Raw genomic sequence first — 14630 nt, 5'->3', positions numbered from 1 at the left:
TTACATTGCCAGGGCGAAAGTTGCGCCGGCTGGTCCATGCCGCTGTGTATCAGGATCTAAGGATCGGGCAGGGCTTACTGCACCGGAAGTGGCAGGGGCAGGGCGTGGAGTCGCAGTTTGTAGAGCCATGGCCACCGTTTACCGGTAATCCACAGAGCGCTGTTTTGCGCATCCCAGGCGATGCCGTTGAGTACATCAGTGCCAGGTTCGCGCTCTGCGGGGTCGAGGAGCCCCCGTAAGTCGATAATGGCCGTGACTTCGCCGCTATCCGGGTTGATGCGTACCAATTGGTTGGATTGCCAGACGTTTGCCCAGATCTCCCCGTTAATCCACTCCAGTTCGTTGAGACGAGGCAGTGGTCGCGAGCCAAGGGTGACCGTAAGCGTCTCCTTGAGTGACATATCTGAAGGGTCCAGAAAGTAAAGCTGATGGCTGCCATCGCTATAGATCAATTCTGAACCATTGTGAGTGAGTCCCCAGCCCTGGGTCGCGATCCGATGCGTGTGCAGATGTTGAAATGACCGGGCATCGTACTCAAGGAGTTGCCCGGCTCGCCAGGTGAGCTGGTAAATCCGGTCTCCGAGGCGAGAGACCCCCTCGCCAAACAGTTCCGGTGAAAGTTTTTGCTCCTGTTTGAGCGTCATAGCCGGAAAATCGTAGGCCAGAAGGCGAGACTCGCCATATAGACCGGTGCTGACATACAAGGTTTGGTCGACAATTTGGAGGCCCTGCACAAAATTATCTCTGGAATGCGCTACACGCTCTAGTACCTCGTAGCCATAGCGTTGTAGCTCGGCAGCGAAAATGAACTGGGCTGCCAGTAGCATGTGCACAGCAGCGACAGCCAGCATGATCTTGCGAACCCTGCGACTGACAATGGGGTAGCTTCGCCAGTTGCGCAGGGCGACGTTAGTGTTCATGCGCTGACCGCCTTTGCCTGAGGCTTGCCACGCACCAGAGCTCGAATGCTAAACCGCGCCGGACATAGTGCACGTTGGAGTTCTCGGCTGACGGGAATCGGCTCTGAGAAGATTTGCGCTGCGATGAGCTCCGCGCTCATGGCAGCATAGCTAAGGCCTCGGGATCCGTGGGCGCTACTCATATACAGTCCCGATTGGTAAGCACCATGCTCCGATATGAGCTGGCTCGCGTCCCATTGCAAGGCCTGGAACCGCTTTGTGAAGGCGGGTTCATCCGGAATGCCCCCGGCCAAAGGCAGGTAGTCGGGCGATACGCAGCGAAGCTCGGCACGGCCTTGCAAGGTGGTCGGATCGAGCGCATCGAGATGCTCTCGCCATGCGGGTAACGCCCGCCCCAGCGCCTCAAGATTATCGCGGTGCTCCGCAATGCGTATTTCCCGACTTTCGTCCCCGGGTTTGAAGGTGGCGCCGATGCAGTGCTCGCCGTTGACTGCCGGGGCAATGTAGCCTCGGTGACAGAAGCTTGTCAGCAGGGGCTGCTCAACCGGTGTAGGTATCTGAGTGGTTTGACCGCGCACGACGCGTAGGGGGAGGTCTCGCGTCTGCGCTAATTTTCGCGCCGCCGGGCCCGTGGCAAGCACAAGTATGGGCGCGGCGCCGTGGAGTACGCCTGCAGTATCTCGGGCTTCCCATTTGCCATCGGGGGTGAAGCTAACTGATAAGGCGCCGCAGTTTTCCCGCAGAGTAATGTGTTCTCGAGCCAAGAGTGCACGGCATACTGCAGGCGGTGCCAGCCAACCTGAGCCGGGCTGCCAAAGTCCCGCCGAGCCACAGGACGCGCCTAATAGAGTGTCGACTCTTTCAATGCTCACCGCCTCTGCCACGGCTTCGAGTCCCTGTAACGCCGACGAAAGACTTGATCCATCTCCCCGGGGTGTATCGGTCTGTATGCAGCCGGATAGGGCGCCATCGACGCCCTCCGAGAGGGTCCCGTCTTCGAACATCTCGCGATAGAGTTCTCGCGCAAAGAGAAAGGCGAGCAGTGAAAACTCGCCCAGAATAGAGCGTTCATGGGAAAGGCGTGTAAACAATACGCCCTGTGCGTTTCCGGAACCTCCTCCGGCGGTCACGCTCTCATCGAGAACGGTGACTGTCATGCCGCGGCGCGCGAGAGCCGCAGCCACATGCGCTCCCGCCAGCCCTGCGCCAATGACTAATGCCGATTGCGCCTGCGCTGCTCGGGGCGATGTGTTGAGGTCCCAGGGCGTGATGGAGGGCGCCACACTGCCGGGTCGCATCGGCGATTCCATTGTGCCCTGCAGGCATTCACGTTTGCGGCCGAATCCCGGGCGTTTGCTCATAGAGAACCCTGCGGCACTAAGATCCCTGCGCACGCTGCCTGAGGCACTATAGGTGGCAAGCGTCGCCGACGGTCTGCTGGCGGCAATCATGTGTGCGTAGAGTTCGGGCGTCCACATAGACTCATTGTGTTTTGGTGCGAAGCCATCTAGGTACCAAGCGTCCACAAGTGGCATTTCGAGTCCGGACAGTTCGCACAGGGCGTCTTCCGCGTCGGCCCAGACAAAGTCCAAGGTGACGCGCCCCCCGGCGAGGATGCGTCGATGCACGCCCGGCAAGGGAGGAGGGTAGACCTCAAGCAACTCCTCGGCCAGGTCGGCGAGCTGGGGCCAGCGTTGCAGTGCTCTCTCGAGGGCCTCGCGGTTCAGGGGGTGACGATCAACACTCCAAAAATGCAACCGCGTGTTGGCTGCCGCGTACTGATTAAAACTCTGCCAGCTCAACAGGAAATTCAGGCCGGTTCCGAACCCCAGTTCTCCAATGGTGAACAGGGAGGCGGCGTTACTACTCAGGCGTTCCTTAAGCTTGCTACCTTCGATAAATACGTACTGAGATTCGGCAATGCCGTCCTCAGCGCTGAAGTAGCAATCATCGTAACGCAGGGAGCGAGGCTCACCGAGTTCCGACCATTCGAGTTGGGCGGGTTCCATGGTTCGCAGGGGACCCTGAGCGCGAATCACGGTTCAGCGCTGGCTTCAGTGGATGGTTCCCTGAGCCACTGCGGGACGTCATTACCCAGGGCAGTGGCGCTGCTGGCCGGTACAAGGTGTAACTCCCAGTCCTGCCGGGGTGGCGCTATGAGCACAAGCAGATATCGCTCCGGGCTCTTCGTTGCAGGTAGTTCAACTTCCCATTGAGAGTCTGCGACGCCCAATATATTGCGTCCCTGGCCCAGTTCTGTCTGTCCCAGAAATTGGTGTTTACCGATGTGCTTCAAGCTGTAGGTGCTACTGCCGACCAAGGTCCCTCGCTGACGGATCTGTATCGTGCCTATGAGCGACGCATCATTGCGACGATCCGCAATGCTCTGGTTCGAAAGTCTGGATTCAACAGCGGCGAGCAGCTGAGGTAATTCGTCAGCTCTGAGGAGAACTTTTTCTACTGAGTAGGGAGCATTGAGGGCGGCTGCGAGCTCAGACTCGCTGGGCAGGGGGTCTGAGGGCCATGTTTCCTCATCCAAAGCTTTCTCTGAGGCTTTGGTTTCGTCGGCGCTTTGATAACGTAGCAACAAGCCACGGAGGCGATCGGCATCGCTATCGGCGGCAGGTTCGCTTTGTGCTGAGGCCACATTACAGCCGAGCGCGAAAAACCACAGCGAGATCAGCAACGCAGCTCGCGCGACAGCACCCATGGGCTCGATTAAGCCTGCAATGGTCGAAGTTGACTTGGACATGCCCTCGCCAGTAGCCCTCTAGATCCACAATTGAAAGCTGGAGCATAGCAAACTGCGCGACTCAGCTCTTTGTCGCTTTTGCGCATTTTAAGGGCGTGTCGCTGGCCAGCAGATGGGGCAATCGGTAGACTTCGCGGGCTGTTAGCTAAATCCGCGGAATACTTATGTCAGAAAATACCCAACGCAAAAGCCTGCCCACCGATAAGTTTCTTACCGTGGCCGTAAATCTTCTCCATAAGGCGCTTATCGAGCCTAGCCGAACAGAGGCAAAGAGCTTGTATCGTGACCTCGAGGAGCAGAAAGTCGTTGCGCTCACGAATCTGCGCATGGAAGACGGCAGCATGGTCCGATTTGATCTAAGCCTGAACCATGAGCACTATCAGGGGCGACTGAATTTCACCAGCTTTCGCACGGGCTTGACCATGTTGCTAGCCGGTATCGCTGATGCCGTCAAAGACCCTCAGTCGCTGCGGTCCTACGCCAATGAAACGAACGAAGGCTCGGTGATGTTTGGTATAACAGCGCTTACCTCGGAGGACGGCAAACCTAGTGTGATGGTACTGGGTGCCGATTCAGGGCGCGGTGGACCGAATGTGGAGCTGCAGCTGATGTATCTGGATCCTTCGCAGTTCGAACAGACTGAAAAGGCGGGCACGGAGTCTGCTGCCGGCTGAGGTGCACCTTGCCAGAGGCGCCGTTGCGCGTGCTTAGCTTGGCGCAATCACCTCGGCACTTCCCCGTAGTAACTCGCGACCGTCTTCATGGCATACCTTGCAATCGATGATCACTCGACCCCGGCGCTTCTTCTCGCTCACGGTCAAGCGAATGGTCAGAGAGTCACCGGGCAGTGCGGGTTGCCGAAATTCGAGGCTTTGGCGGAGATAGATGGTGCCCCGTCCCGGCAGTTCATGGGCGAGACTCGCCGATATCCAACTTGCCAGCAGCATGCCGTGAGCGATTCGGTCATCAAACCCCGCTGCGCGCGCAAACTCCGCATCGGTATGCAGCGGATTATGATCACCACTGGCGTGGGCAAACGCGTCGATGTCTTCTCCCAGCAGGGCGCGCGTTACTTCGCACTGTTGGCCTTCGCGAAGTTGGTCGTAACTAAAACTAGTTTCAGTGTTCAATGTGAGGCCTCGTTCTTCAGCTTGATTTCGCTCATTACGCCATGTATGGATCTGCTCCCTGCAGTGACAAGAGTACCCCGTGACCGGGATCTCTGGCGAGGTCTGTGCGCATGAGTGCCTCGAATAAGGCACAAGAGCCTCGGGAGATACCCCCGCTCAGTTATCCCGCGGAGTTGCCGGTCGCCGAACATCGCCAGGAGATAGCCGACGCGCTGCGGGATCATCAGGTGGTCATCGTGGCGGGGGAGACCGGCTCTGGTAAAACGACTCAACTTCCCAAGATTTGCCTTGAACTCGGTCGGGGTCGACTACAGCGTATCGGACATACGCAGCCTCGCCGATTGGCTGCCCGCACGGTCGCGCAGCGTATCGCCGACGAAGTGGGCCAGCCCCTGGGCGAACTCGTGGGTTATCAAGTCCGATTCCAGGAATATTTGGGGGAGCGGACTGCCGTCAAGCTTATGACCGACGGCATTTTACTGAGTGAATTGCAGCGGGATCGAGAGCTGCGGCAGTACGACACGCTGATTATTGATGAGGCCCACGAGCGCAGTCTCAATATCGACTTTATTCTGGGGTACCTGAAACGCCTCCTGCCCAAGCGTCCGGGTTTAAAGGTGTTGGTGACGAGCGCCACGATCGACGTTCAGCGGTTCTCCGAGCACTTTGGTGATGCTCCGGTCATAGAAGTCTCGGGGCGAAGCTACCCGGTAACTACGCATTATCTGCCTCGCGACAGCAGTGATTCCGAAGATCTATTGCGCCAGGTTGCGACGGTTGTGAGGGAGGTGCAGGCAGGGATTCACGGTGACCCGGGGGACATGCTGGTGTTCTTGTCGGGCGAGAGAGATATTCGTGATGTCGCACGGCAGCTGCGCGGTGCAGCGGGTCTGGATGTGCTGCCGCTTTACGCACGTTTGAGCCAGGGCGAGCAGGCGAGAGTCTTTGGTCGCAGCAGTTCCCGTGGCTTGCGGGTGGTCCTGTCTACGAATGTGGCAGAGACCTCAGTAACGGTACCGGGTATCCGGTTTGTTATCGATCCCGGTGAGGCAAGGATTAGCCGTTATTCCTATCGCACCCGTGTGCAACGTTTGCCCATCGAACCTGTATCTCAAGCCAGCGCCGATCAGCGCCGCGGTCGCTGTGGACGCGTAGGCCCGGGGGTCTGTCTGCGTTTGTACACGGAGGAGGACTACCTCAACCGGCCCGAGTTTACAGACCCGGAGATCAAACGCAGTAATCTTGCCGTGGTGGTCTTGCAGATGCTGCAGTTGGGCTTGGGGGATATCACGAAGTTTCCGTTCTTGGAGCCTCCGGATGCTCGCCTGATTCGCGATGGCTATCGGCTGCTGGATGAGTTGGGGGCGGTCAACCAGGCGGAGCAGCTAACCCGGCTGGGGCGTCGTATGGCGGCGTTTCCCATTGATCCTGCACTGTCTCGCATGGTTCTTGCGGCACAGGACTTTTCTGTTTTGCCTGAAATGCTGGTGATTGCCAGTGCATTGTCGATTCAGGATCCTCGCGAACGCCCAACGGATCGTCAGGCGCAGGCAGACCAATCCCATGCGCGTTTTGCTGACCCTCGTTCGGACTTTATGAGCTTGTTGAATCTTTGGCGCTACTACGAAGAACAGCGCCAGACACTCAGTGAAAACAAGCTGCGAAAGCTGTGCAAACGCGAGTATCTGTCGTGGTTGCGCATGCGCGAATGGCGGGATGTTCATCGTCAGATCAGTATTGCCTGTCGCTCCCAGGGCCTTAAACCTGCGCTTAACGTAGCCCAGGAGACTGATTACCCGGGTGTGCATCGTGCACTGCTCAGCGGTTTGCTAGGCAACATCGCACAGCAGGACGAGAAGCGGGAGTATCTGGCGACGCGCAACCGGCGTTTGCAGTTGTTTCCCGGCTCGGCAGTGTATAAAAAACCGCCGAAGTGGTTGGTTGCTGGTGAGATCGTAGAGACCCAAAGGGTATATGCCCGAACGGCCGCTGCCATCGAGTCGCAATGGTTGATGCAGGTCAATCCCTCACTGTTAAAGCATCAGTATTACGAACCCCGCTGGCGGCGAGAGCAGGGCCGCGTGGTGGCCTGGCGTCGGACAACCCTGTTCGGGTTGACCATTAGCGATCGAGTGGCGGTGCACTACGCCAAAATTGACCCCGTCTTGTGTCGGGAGATTTTGATTCGCGAAGCCCTCATCGCTGGACGCTGGTCTAAGCCTCCGGCGTTTCTGAAGCACAACTTGCGTTTGCAACGGGAAGTTGAGGATCTCGAATCCAGAGCCCGTCGCCGCGACTTGCTGGTCGATGAGGACACACTGTTTCGTTTTTATGATGAATGCCTGCCTGCCAATGCGACCAACACGACGTCTCTCGTGGCGTGGATTAAAGAAGATGAAAATCGTGGTCAGTTGTTGAAGCTACGTCGGGAACAGCTGCTCACACGAGATCCCGGCGCGCTCACTGATGAGTTTCCCGATCGCCTCGATTGGGAAGGCCAAAGCTATCGACTGAGCTACCAGTTTTCTCCCGGTAAAGATGCCGACGGTGTTTCCATCACAGTACCCGTGGCATTGCTCAATCGGCTTCCCCGGTTTCGTTTGCAATGGTTGGTGCCCGGCGTGCTTCGGGAGAAATGCGTAGTACTGGTGAAGGGCTTGCCCAAAGCCCTGCGCAAGCAGCTCGTTCCCGTGCCTGACTGGGTCGATCGGGCGCTGACAATGATGGAGCCCGCCGATCGTTCCTTGACCGAAGCCTTGGGTAGCGCATTAAAGCAGGCGGGCGGGCCAGCGATAGCACCCGACGAGTGGCCAGACACCGAGGTTGATGACTACTACCGTATCAACCTTCGCGTGGTCGATGAGAAGGGCAAGCTGTTGGCTCAGGGTCGGGACGTAGAGCGATTGATCGGTGAGTTTCAGGAGGCCACAAGACAGAAACTGACGACCCCGGACGGTAACTCCCCCGCGCGCTCAGGTTTGCTTAGTTGGGACTTTCCCGACTTGCAGCGCGACTACAGTTTTCGACAGGCCGGAGTAAACATCCTGGCCTACCCCGCGCTCGACGATGCAGGTGACAGTGTCAGCGTTGCCTTGTTCGATTACCCCGGAGAGGCACGCTTGGCCCAGCGACGAGGCCTCGCTCGACTGTTGATGCTGTCAGCCAAACCGCTGTTTCGTGATCTTCGCAAGCGATTTTTGAAAGATAATGCAGCGGCTTTACTGTTTGCAGCTCTAGGGATTTCTCGAGACGCATTGCTGGATGAGGTGCTTCCAACGCTTGCGCTCAATGCTTCTGGCCAGCTAGAAGGGGACTGTCGCACAAAAGAAGAGTTCCAGGCCGCAAGCCAGCAGCTAGCGCGCACTGCTGTGAGCGTCGCCAACGACTTGGAGGGACAGTTGAAGAACACTCTGGTCGCGATGGTCGACGCGATCCAGTTACTCCAGCGTTACCAGGGTCAGTACAGTGAAGCGAAACAGGATATTGTGGCGCAGCGAAAATATCTTTTGAGCCGCGCCGGCCTGTTAGGGCTAGCCAGCGAAGATCTTCGGCACTACCCGAGATACGCCAAGGCGATGGTCGTTCGAGCTGAGCGTCTTGCGGCAAACTATCGACGGGATCAGGAGCATCAAGCCACGCTGGCTTCATTAGAAGCGCCCATGCTGGAATTGTTAAAACAGCTGCCGGGCGCCGCGCAGCTGTCCCCATCTCTGTATAGCTTCCAAATCATGCTCCAGGAACTTCGGGTTTCTCTGTTTGCGCAGCACCTGGGAACCTCTCGGCCTGTGTCTGTGAAACGCCTGGCGGCGCAGTGGACACTGGTTGATAACTGGTACCAAAAAACATCGGGTCGCATACCCGAGGAATAGTAAATATTCCCATTTAAATGTCTGCAGCGGGAGAAACTAAGTCAGGACAAGCCAGTCTGATTAGGCGAGTGTGATGAAAATGAAATACTCATAAAACACGATACCGAACCCGATTATGACAACGATTTAGTACTGAGGATAAATAGCATGGCAAACTCAAAGACTCCCTTAGCTGCAGCTCTCGGCGCTGCTTTTCTCGCTTCTGCAATTGCGCCCATGGCCTCTGCGGAAGTAAACCCCTTCGGCACTCAACAGCTCAGCAGCGGCTACGATCTGGCATCCTACAATCATCACGGTGAAGGCAAGTGCGGTGAAGGTAAATGTGGCGGTGAGAAGAGCGAAGGCGAAGGCAAGTGTGGTGAAGGCAAGTGCGGCGCCGAGAAGTCAGAAGGTGAAGGCAAGTGTGGCGGTGACAAGACTGAATCCGAAGGCAAGTGTGGCGGCGACAAGACTGAGTCCGAAGGCAAGTGCGGCGAAGGCAAGTGCGGCGGTGCCTAAGTACAGTGTCTGATACCCCATCAAAGGACCCGCTGGGTGCGGGTCTGGGACTTCGACGGGCCCTTATGGGCCCGTTGTTGTCTATGCAGGAGGGTGCCGTAGATTTTTTGGAATTGGCCCCGGAAAACTGGATCGGCGTTGGCGGCCGGTTCTCTGATGGGCTTAGCACCCTCGGCGAGCGCTTTCCCTTTGTGATGCACGGTTTATCGCTGGACATCGGGGGGCCTGATCCCTTGGACATGAACTTGCTTGAGGGGGTCGCGGACCTGATTAGACGCTTTGACGTCCCCATTTATAGTGAGCACCTAACCTACTGTGCGGCAGATGGTCACTTATACGATTTGCTCCCCATACCGTTTACCGACGAAGCCGTGCGCTATGTGAGCCAGCGTATACAGGTGGTACAGGACTTTTTAGGCATGCCCTTGGTCCTCGAAAACGCGTCTTATTACGCGCAGGCCCACCGAGAACTCGATGAGGCGACGTTTATCAATGCGATCGTCGAGGAATCCGGTTGCGAGCTGCTATTGGACGTAAATAACGTCTACGTGAACAGTATTAATCATCGTTATGAGCCTGTCGCCTTCATGGAAGCTCTTCCCTTACATGCCGTGCGCTATTTACACATCGCGGGACATTACGATGAGGCTGAGGATCTGAAGGTGGACACTCATGGCACCGATGTCATAGACCCGGTCTGGGCGCTGCTTGATGAAGCCTACGCCCGGGTGGGGGCCTTGCCGACCTTGCTTGAGCGTGACTTTAACTTCCCCGCATTGGATACCCTGCTCAGCGAGATTGAACAGATTCGCAGTGCGCAGCAGCGTCGCGATCTGCCTGCGCAAAAGGTGAGTTTGTGAGTGCCGGGATGCATCAAGCGCAGCGGGAGATGGCCGCCTATTTGCGGGATCCCGAGGGCTTGGCGCCACCTGCTGGCATAGAGGAGAGGCGCTTACAGATTTATCGCGACCTGGTGTACCGCAACATCGAGGGCTTTATCAGTTCTGCGTTTCCGATCTTGCGCAGTCTCTATGACGAAAAGGCCTGGGAGGCGCGGGTGCGCGCTTTTATCCAGACACACCATTGTAAGACGCCGCTGTTTTTAAGGATCAGCGAAGAGTATTTGACCTTTTTACAGGCCATGCCTGCGGGCGAGTTGCGGCCCTTTGAGGCTGAACTCGCGCACTATGAGTGGTTGGAGCTGGCGGTCGATGTTGCTCGAGGACAGGTGCCCCCGCTATGGACTTCAGATCCTGAGGAAAACCTCTCGGATGTCGTGGCAAGCTTAGCGACCACAGCGCGTCTGGGGAGCTATGTGTACCCTGTTCACCGCATAGGAAGCTCTTTTCAGCCAGAGAGCGCTGGCGATCCCGCTTATCTGCTGGTATACCGCGACCGTGACAATCGCGTGCAATTCATGGAATTAAGTCCGGGATCCGCGCGTCTTATTCAAGAGGTCCGCGATGGGGGAGATAACTCGGTAGCTGAGTTGTTACACCGCCTTGCGATAGAGTGGGGTATGTCCAGCGACCAGCTTCAGGGCTTTGGTTGGACACAGCTGAAAGAGTTTAACGAGGCTGGCATAATCGCTCTGTCGATTCCCACCGTATAAGCCGTAGATTGAGGCCGGAATCAGTGTTCTGAGAGGGGCGGCGATTGGGTGTTGTTTAGGCGGTTTGTTTTAGAAGGGACTGACGATTATCAACGATCGTGGTGCACATTTAGATTTTCAGGCAAGTACCTTGCTTGGGCGTCTTTGCTACCTCGCCAGTGCTGAGCCCTGGCGACGTGTCGTGCTGTGCTGTGCATTCGGCCTGAGTCTTCTGCTGGCACCGGCTTTACAAGCAAAAGATGACCCCTTGGAGGTGATAAACCGACCGGTTTTTGCCTTTAATGATGTCCTTGACCGTTGGGCGCTACGCCCGGTCGCCAAGGGCTATGACTTTATAATGCCTGCGCCCGCTCAAAGGGGCGTGAGCAACTTTTTCGCCAATCTCTATGACGTCACCAGTACGCTTAATGCCGTGCTTCAGTGGCGCTGGGAAGGCGCCACGCAGAGCGGCGGTCGATTTATCGTCAATTCCACCTTGGGAGTCGCCGGATTGTTTGATGTGGCTACCCCCCTGGGAATCCGACCGTATCGGACGGACTTCGGACAAACCCTGGCACTCTGGGGCGTCCCCGAGGGGCCTTACGTGATGTTGCCCCTGTTTGGACCGCGAACGTTCCGCAGCGGAACCGGAACTTTGGTCGATACCTTTGCGCTTTCCGTACCCCCCTACGTTGATAACCGCAGTGTTCGTAATTCGATTTGGGGCCTTGAATTAGTTCATGGGCGAGCCAGATTGCTGGGTTCGGATGAGTTGATCTCCGGGGATCGCTACATATTTGTCCGGGATGCTTATCTTCAACAGCGTGCGGCTTTTGTGAATGATGGCGAATTACAGGATGACTTTTCGGATTTTGAAGACGCCTGGGACCAGGAATTTTAGGGTTTTTGATCTTTGGGGCGCCCCGCAAAGACTCAAAATTGTGAATTCCTCCTCAAAGCTTAAAACCTCTGTTGCCTGTGCTTGGTTGCAGGCGTAGGGTTCCGCTAATTATCTTGAAGAAGTAACCCTGAATGGCCTATAGCGGTAAGGTACTGGTCATTGACGACGATCTGAACCGGGGCAGCACCCTTGCTGAACTGGCTTCTACTGCCGGCTTTACCACTTCCGTAGCAAACTCTCTCGACTCTTTTAGCGCTGCCCTTGGCGAGGCCAGCGATTGGGATGTCGTGCTCTGTGATGTGAAGGCGACTCCTGAAGCCTGGGCCGAGGAGGGTGCAAGCCTTCGAGAGCTGAATATTCAAGTTCCGGTGATGATGTTCAGTAACGAGTCCCGCTCCGCAAGCATGATGCGCGCACTGAGACTGGGGGCAAATGACTTCTTTGCCACACCCCTGGAGGACCCCGAGGCCCTGCTGGCATCGATGGAGCGCTGTGTTCGATTGCGCTCTATGAGCCGCGAACTTCGGCGCTCGCGTCAGGATCTCGAAGCGGCGAACCGTGAACTAAAAAACACGGTGCGCGTTCTCGAGAAAGATCAGCAGGCCGGTCGCCAGGTGCAAATGCGGATGTTGCCTAGCTCACCCATGCTCGTTAGTGACTATATGTTCAGCCACACGATCATTCCTTCACTGTATTTGAGCGGTGATTTCACCGATTACTTTACCGTTGATGATCACTACGTCGTGTTTTTTATGGCTGATGTTTCCGGTCACGGCAGTTCCTCGGCGTTTACGACAGTGCTTCTGAAAAACCTGTTCGCCCGCAAACGTTCGGATTATCTGCGTCGCAACGACAATACAATTCTGGGTCCAGTGGCAATGTTGACGCTGGCGAATCAGGAGCTCCTGGAGTTGGATGTGGGTAAATACGCGACCATAGTTGTGGGTGTGCTGGATCAACTCGAAAACACCCTGCAGTACAGCGTAGCAGGACACCTCCCACTGCCTGTTCTGGTGTCTGATGCCGGAGCCGTATACCTCGAAGGCGAAGGCAACGCGGTAGGAATGATGCCGGATGCCAGATACAACGAGCACAGTATCGAACTTCCCGATGCCTTTATGCTGGCGTTGTTCTCCGATGGCATTCTTGAAACGCTGCCGCCCAAGAATCTTGTCGAGAAGGAAGCTTTTTTTCTGGATGTCTTCTCAAAAACAGCAGAGACGCCACAGGAGTTGGTTTCTCAATTGGGATTAGATAGCGTTGAGACTGCACCCGATGACATAGCAGCGCTGTTTGTCAGCAAGCGAGTGAGCCAATGAGTGAAGGGCAGGTACTTGCAGCCAGCGAGCACGGGGCCTACGTCCTGCGGCTTGTGGGCGACGTCCGTTTAACGCTTTGTGCGTCCATCGAAGACTATGTCGATGGCATGTTGAACGACCCCGAATTTTGTAGTGTTTGGGTGGACCTGTGTGACGTTGAGGGGGTCGATAGTACGACACTCGGGCAGCTTGCCAAGCTGGCCATGACCGTGCACGAGCGTTTTGATTTTCGCCCCGCGATCTACTGCTGTGATGCGGGTATTAACCGACTGCTTGGCAGCATGGGGCTCAACCGCTTGTTCGAGATGCACGAAAAGACATGTTGTGCATCGGGGGCTGGTCAAAGCATCCCCATGATCCCTGGCAGTGAAGATGATGTTCGACAGAAGGTACTGGAGGCACATCGCACCTTGATGGATGTTTCTTCAGAGAATCGTGATCGTTTCAGTGAGCTCGTCGCCACGCTGGAGCGTCACTGAGCTCGAATATCAGGCCTTACTCGCTGCAATTTTTCCGCGGATGAAGTCTTCGTGGGTCACGTATATGAGCTCGGACGCCCGGCGAATCAAATGTTCTTCGTACTTACTCAGCGACTTATCGGCGTAGGCGACTAGCCACATCGAGTTAATGAGCTGACACTTTTCTTCATAGTCGTAATGATCATTAACCAGGCGAGTGAACTCGTAGAGCGATGTGGCTTTGTCCACAACCTTGCTGGCGTCCTTGAGTAACTCATCTACCGTGTCTTTGTCTAAAGAGAGCGTGTCTACGAGTAGCCGGGCCATCGCGGCTTCTTCTTCGGCGTCTTGAGCGAAGTCCGCACGGGCGACCTCAATGAGCAAGGCTGCCGTGGCGATGCGCCTGACTTCGTCGGCGTTGTGCGGGTTTTCCTGCGAATCCTCCAGAAAGAGTTTTTTCAGGACGCCGATCATAGATCGCTGACCAGCGTTTCTAGGCGCCGCTGGTCGGCAATGAAATTGCGGATCCCTTCAGCGAGTTTTTCGGTAACCATGGCGTCTTCATTCACTGCCAGTCGGAATGCCGCTTCGCTTAGGGTGGTTTTAGCGTCATCGCTGTTGGCGCTGCCCGGAGCCAACTTTCGCTCCAGCTCACTACTGTCGCTGGCAAGTTCCTCGAGTAACGCGGGACTGATAGTCAGGCGATCACAGCCTGCCAGGGCTTCGATCTCCCCGCAGTTTCGAAAGCTGGCACCCATGACGACGGTGCCATAGTCATGCTGCTTGTAGTAATCGTAAATACGTTTTACTGATTGAACGCCGGGATCGTCTTCGCCGCGCTGCACTTGCAGATCGGTGTTTGCCTTGTACCAATCCAGTATCCGGCCCACGAAAGGCGAGATAAGAAATGCCCCGGCATCCGCGCAGGCCTGAGCCTGAGCAAAGCCGAAGAGCAGAGTAAGATTGCACTGAATACCATCCTTTTCCAGCTGCTTTGCGGCACTGATGCCCTCCCAGGTTGATGCCGTTTTGATCAAAATACGATCCCGGGATATGCCCGCTTCTTCATACAGGTTGATGAGTCGGTGAGCTCGTTCTATGGTCCCTTCGCGATCAAAAGATAGCCGGGCATCCACTTCAGTGGATACCCGCCCCGGTACGATGCCCAAAATCTCTGTTCCCACAGCGACCG

The 14630-nt window shown here is 56.3% G+C and carries 14 protein-coding genes; 8 read left to right on the top strand and 6 right to left on the bottom strand.

The genetic code is table 11. The features are described from left to right. Positions 1-74: 74 nt before the first annotated feature. From ACTG39_RS10425 to ACTG39_RS10415, 3 genes are read right to left on the bottom strand one after another with little or no spacing between them, the layout of a single operon-like run. Positions 75-920, bottom strand: coding sequence for a glutaminyl-peptide cyclotransferase (locus tag ACTG39_RS10425; protein WP_439107493.1), 846 nt, complete (start codon positions 918-920; stop codon positions 75-77). Further along, entirely contained in the window at positions 917-2929 is a 2013-nt protein-coding gene (gene mnmC / locus ACTG39_RS10420) for a bifunctional tRNA (5-methylaminomethyl-2-thiouridine)(34)-methyltransferase MnmD/FAD-dependent 5-carboxymethylaminomethyl-2-thiouridine(34) oxidoreductase MnmC (RefSeq protein ID WP_439107492.1), read from the bottom strand. The genes ACTG39_RS10425 and mnmC overlap by 4 nt, the downstream gene beginning before the upstream one ends. Positions 2930-2955: 26 nt before the next feature. Beyond that, positions 2956-3672: a hypothetical protein gene (locus ACTG39_RS10415; RefSeq protein ID WP_439107491.1), complete on the bottom strand. Its 717-nt coding sequence runs from the start codon at positions 3670-3672 to the stop codon at positions 2956-2958. Between the two features lie 164 nt (positions 3673-3836). On the opposite strand from ACTG39_RS10415, the gene ACTG39_RS10410 reads away from it, so the two are divergent. Continuing rightward, on the top strand, positions 3837-4346 hold the full coding sequence (locus ACTG39_RS10410) for a hypothetical protein (protein WP_439107490.1): 510 nt from the start codon (positions 3837-3839) through the stop codon (positions 4344-4346). Positions 4347-4379: 33 nt separating this feature from the next. Here the strand turns inward: ACTG39_RS10410 and ACTG39_RS10405 are convergent, their stop codons facing one another. After that, the gene (locus ACTG39_RS10405) at positions 4380-4802 is read right to left on the bottom strand and encodes a MaoC family dehydratase (RefSeq protein ID WP_439107489.1); all 423 of its coding nucleotides are present in this window, start codon (positions 4800-4802) and stop codon (positions 4380-4382) included. Between the two features lie 104 nt (positions 4803-4906). Between ACTG39_RS10405 and hrpA the strand changes: the two genes are divergently transcribed. The 7 genes from hrpA (at position 4907) to ACTG39_RS10370 (ending at position 13459) form a co-directional block, all read left to right on the top strand. Further along, entirely contained in the window at positions 4907-8671 is a 3765-nt protein-coding gene (gene hrpA / locus ACTG39_RS10400) for an ATP-dependent RNA helicase HrpA (RefSeq protein ID WP_439107488.1), read from the top strand. Between the two features lie 147 nt (positions 8672-8818). After that, positions 8819-9169, top strand: a complete 351-nt coding sequence (locus ACTG39_RS10395) for an HvfA family oxazolone/thioamide-modified RiPP metallophore (protein WP_439107487.1) — start codon at positions 8819-8821, stop codon at positions 9167-9169. 5 nt (positions 9170-9174) lie between these two features. Next, positions 9175-10029, top strand: a complete 855-nt coding sequence (locus ACTG39_RS10390; protein WP_439107486.1) for an HvfB family MNIO-type RiPP peptide maturase — start codon at positions 9175-9177, stop codon at positions 10027-10029. Positions 10030-10037: 8 nt separating this feature from the next. Next, complete coding sequence (locus ACTG39_RS10385; protein ID WP_439107485.1) at positions 10038-10781, top strand: HvfC family RiPP maturation protein; 744 nt, start codon at positions 10038-10040, stop codon at positions 10779-10781. A gap of 130 nt (positions 10782-10911) precedes the next feature. Continuing rightward, entirely contained in the window at positions 10912-11661 is a 750-nt protein-coding gene (locus ACTG39_RS10380; RefSeq protein ID WP_439107484.1) for an MlaA family lipoprotein, read from the top strand. Between the two features lie 131 nt (positions 11662-11792). Then, positions 11793-12980, top strand: coding sequence for a PP2C family protein-serine/threonine phosphatase (locus tag ACTG39_RS10375; protein ID WP_439107483.1), 1188 nt, complete (start codon positions 11793-11795; stop codon positions 12978-12980). After that, on the top strand, positions 12977-13459 hold the full coding sequence (locus tag ACTG39_RS10370) for an STAS domain-containing protein (protein WP_439107482.1): 483 nt from the start codon (positions 12977-12979) through the stop codon (positions 13457-13459). The genes ACTG39_RS10375 and ACTG39_RS10370 overlap by 4 nt, the downstream gene beginning before the upstream one ends. 9 nt (positions 13460-13468) lie before the next feature. On the opposite strand, the gene ACTG39_RS10365 is transcribed toward ACTG39_RS10370, so the two are convergent. Together ACTG39_RS10365 and ACTG39_RS10360 are read right to left on the bottom strand one after the other, a co-directional pair. Further along, complete coding sequence (locus ACTG39_RS10365; RefSeq protein WP_439107481.1) at positions 13469-13912, bottom strand: TerB family tellurite resistance protein; 444 nt, start codon at positions 13910-13912, stop codon at positions 13469-13471. Further along, positions 13909-14630, bottom strand: a 722-nt coding sequence (locus ACTG39_RS10360; RefSeq protein ID WP_439107480.1) for a transaldolase, incomplete at its 5' end; no start/stop codon positions are given. The genes ACTG39_RS10365 and ACTG39_RS10360, both read right to left, overlap by 4 nt.

This window comes from Congregibacter sp. (assembly GCF_965662665.1).
Classification (GTDB): Bacteria; Pseudomonadota; Gammaproteobacteria; order Pseudomonadales; family Halieaceae; genus Congregibacter.
This window is presented reverse-complemented; position numbering and strand designations above follow the sequence as displayed.

Excerpts from the sequence above, each read along its gene's own strand:
- ACTG39_RS10375 (WP_439107483.1), top strand. The coding sequence starts at position 11,793 with ATGGCCTATAGCGGTAAGGTACTGGTCATTGACGACGATCTGAACCGG.
- ACTG39_RS10385 (WP_439107485.1), top strand. The coding sequence starts at position 10,038 with ATGCATCAAGCGCAGCGGGAGATGGCCGCCTATTTGCGGGATCCCGAG.
- ACTG39_RS10415 (WP_439107491.1), bottom strand. The coding sequence starts at position 3,672 with ATGTCCAAGTCAACTTCGACCATTGCAGGCTTAATCGAGCCCATGGGT.
- ACTG39_RS10410 (WP_439107490.1), top strand. The coding sequence starts at position 3,837 with ATGTCAGAAAATACCCAACGCAAAAGCCTGCCCACCGATAAGTTTCTT.
- ACTG39_RS10425 (WP_439107493.1), bottom strand. The coding sequence starts at position 920 with ATGAACACTAACGTCGCCCTGCGCAACTGGCGAAGCTACCCCATTGTC.
- ACTG39_RS10365 (WP_439107481.1), bottom strand. The coding sequence starts at position 13,912 with ATGATCGGCGTCCTGAAAAAACTCTTTCTGGAGGATTCGCAGGAAAAC.
- ACTG39_RS10395 (WP_439107487.1), top strand. The coding sequence starts at position 8,819 with ATGGCAAACTCAAAGACTCCCTTAGCTGCAGCTCTCGGCGCTGCTTTT.
- mnmC (WP_439107492.1), bottom strand. The coding sequence starts at position 2,929 with ATGGAACCCGCCCAACTCGAATGGTCGGAACTCGGTGAGCCTCGCTCC.
- ACTG39_RS10370 (WP_439107482.1), top strand. The coding sequence starts at position 12,977 with ATGAGTGAAGGGCAGGTACTTGCAGCCAGCGAGCACGGGGCCTACGTC.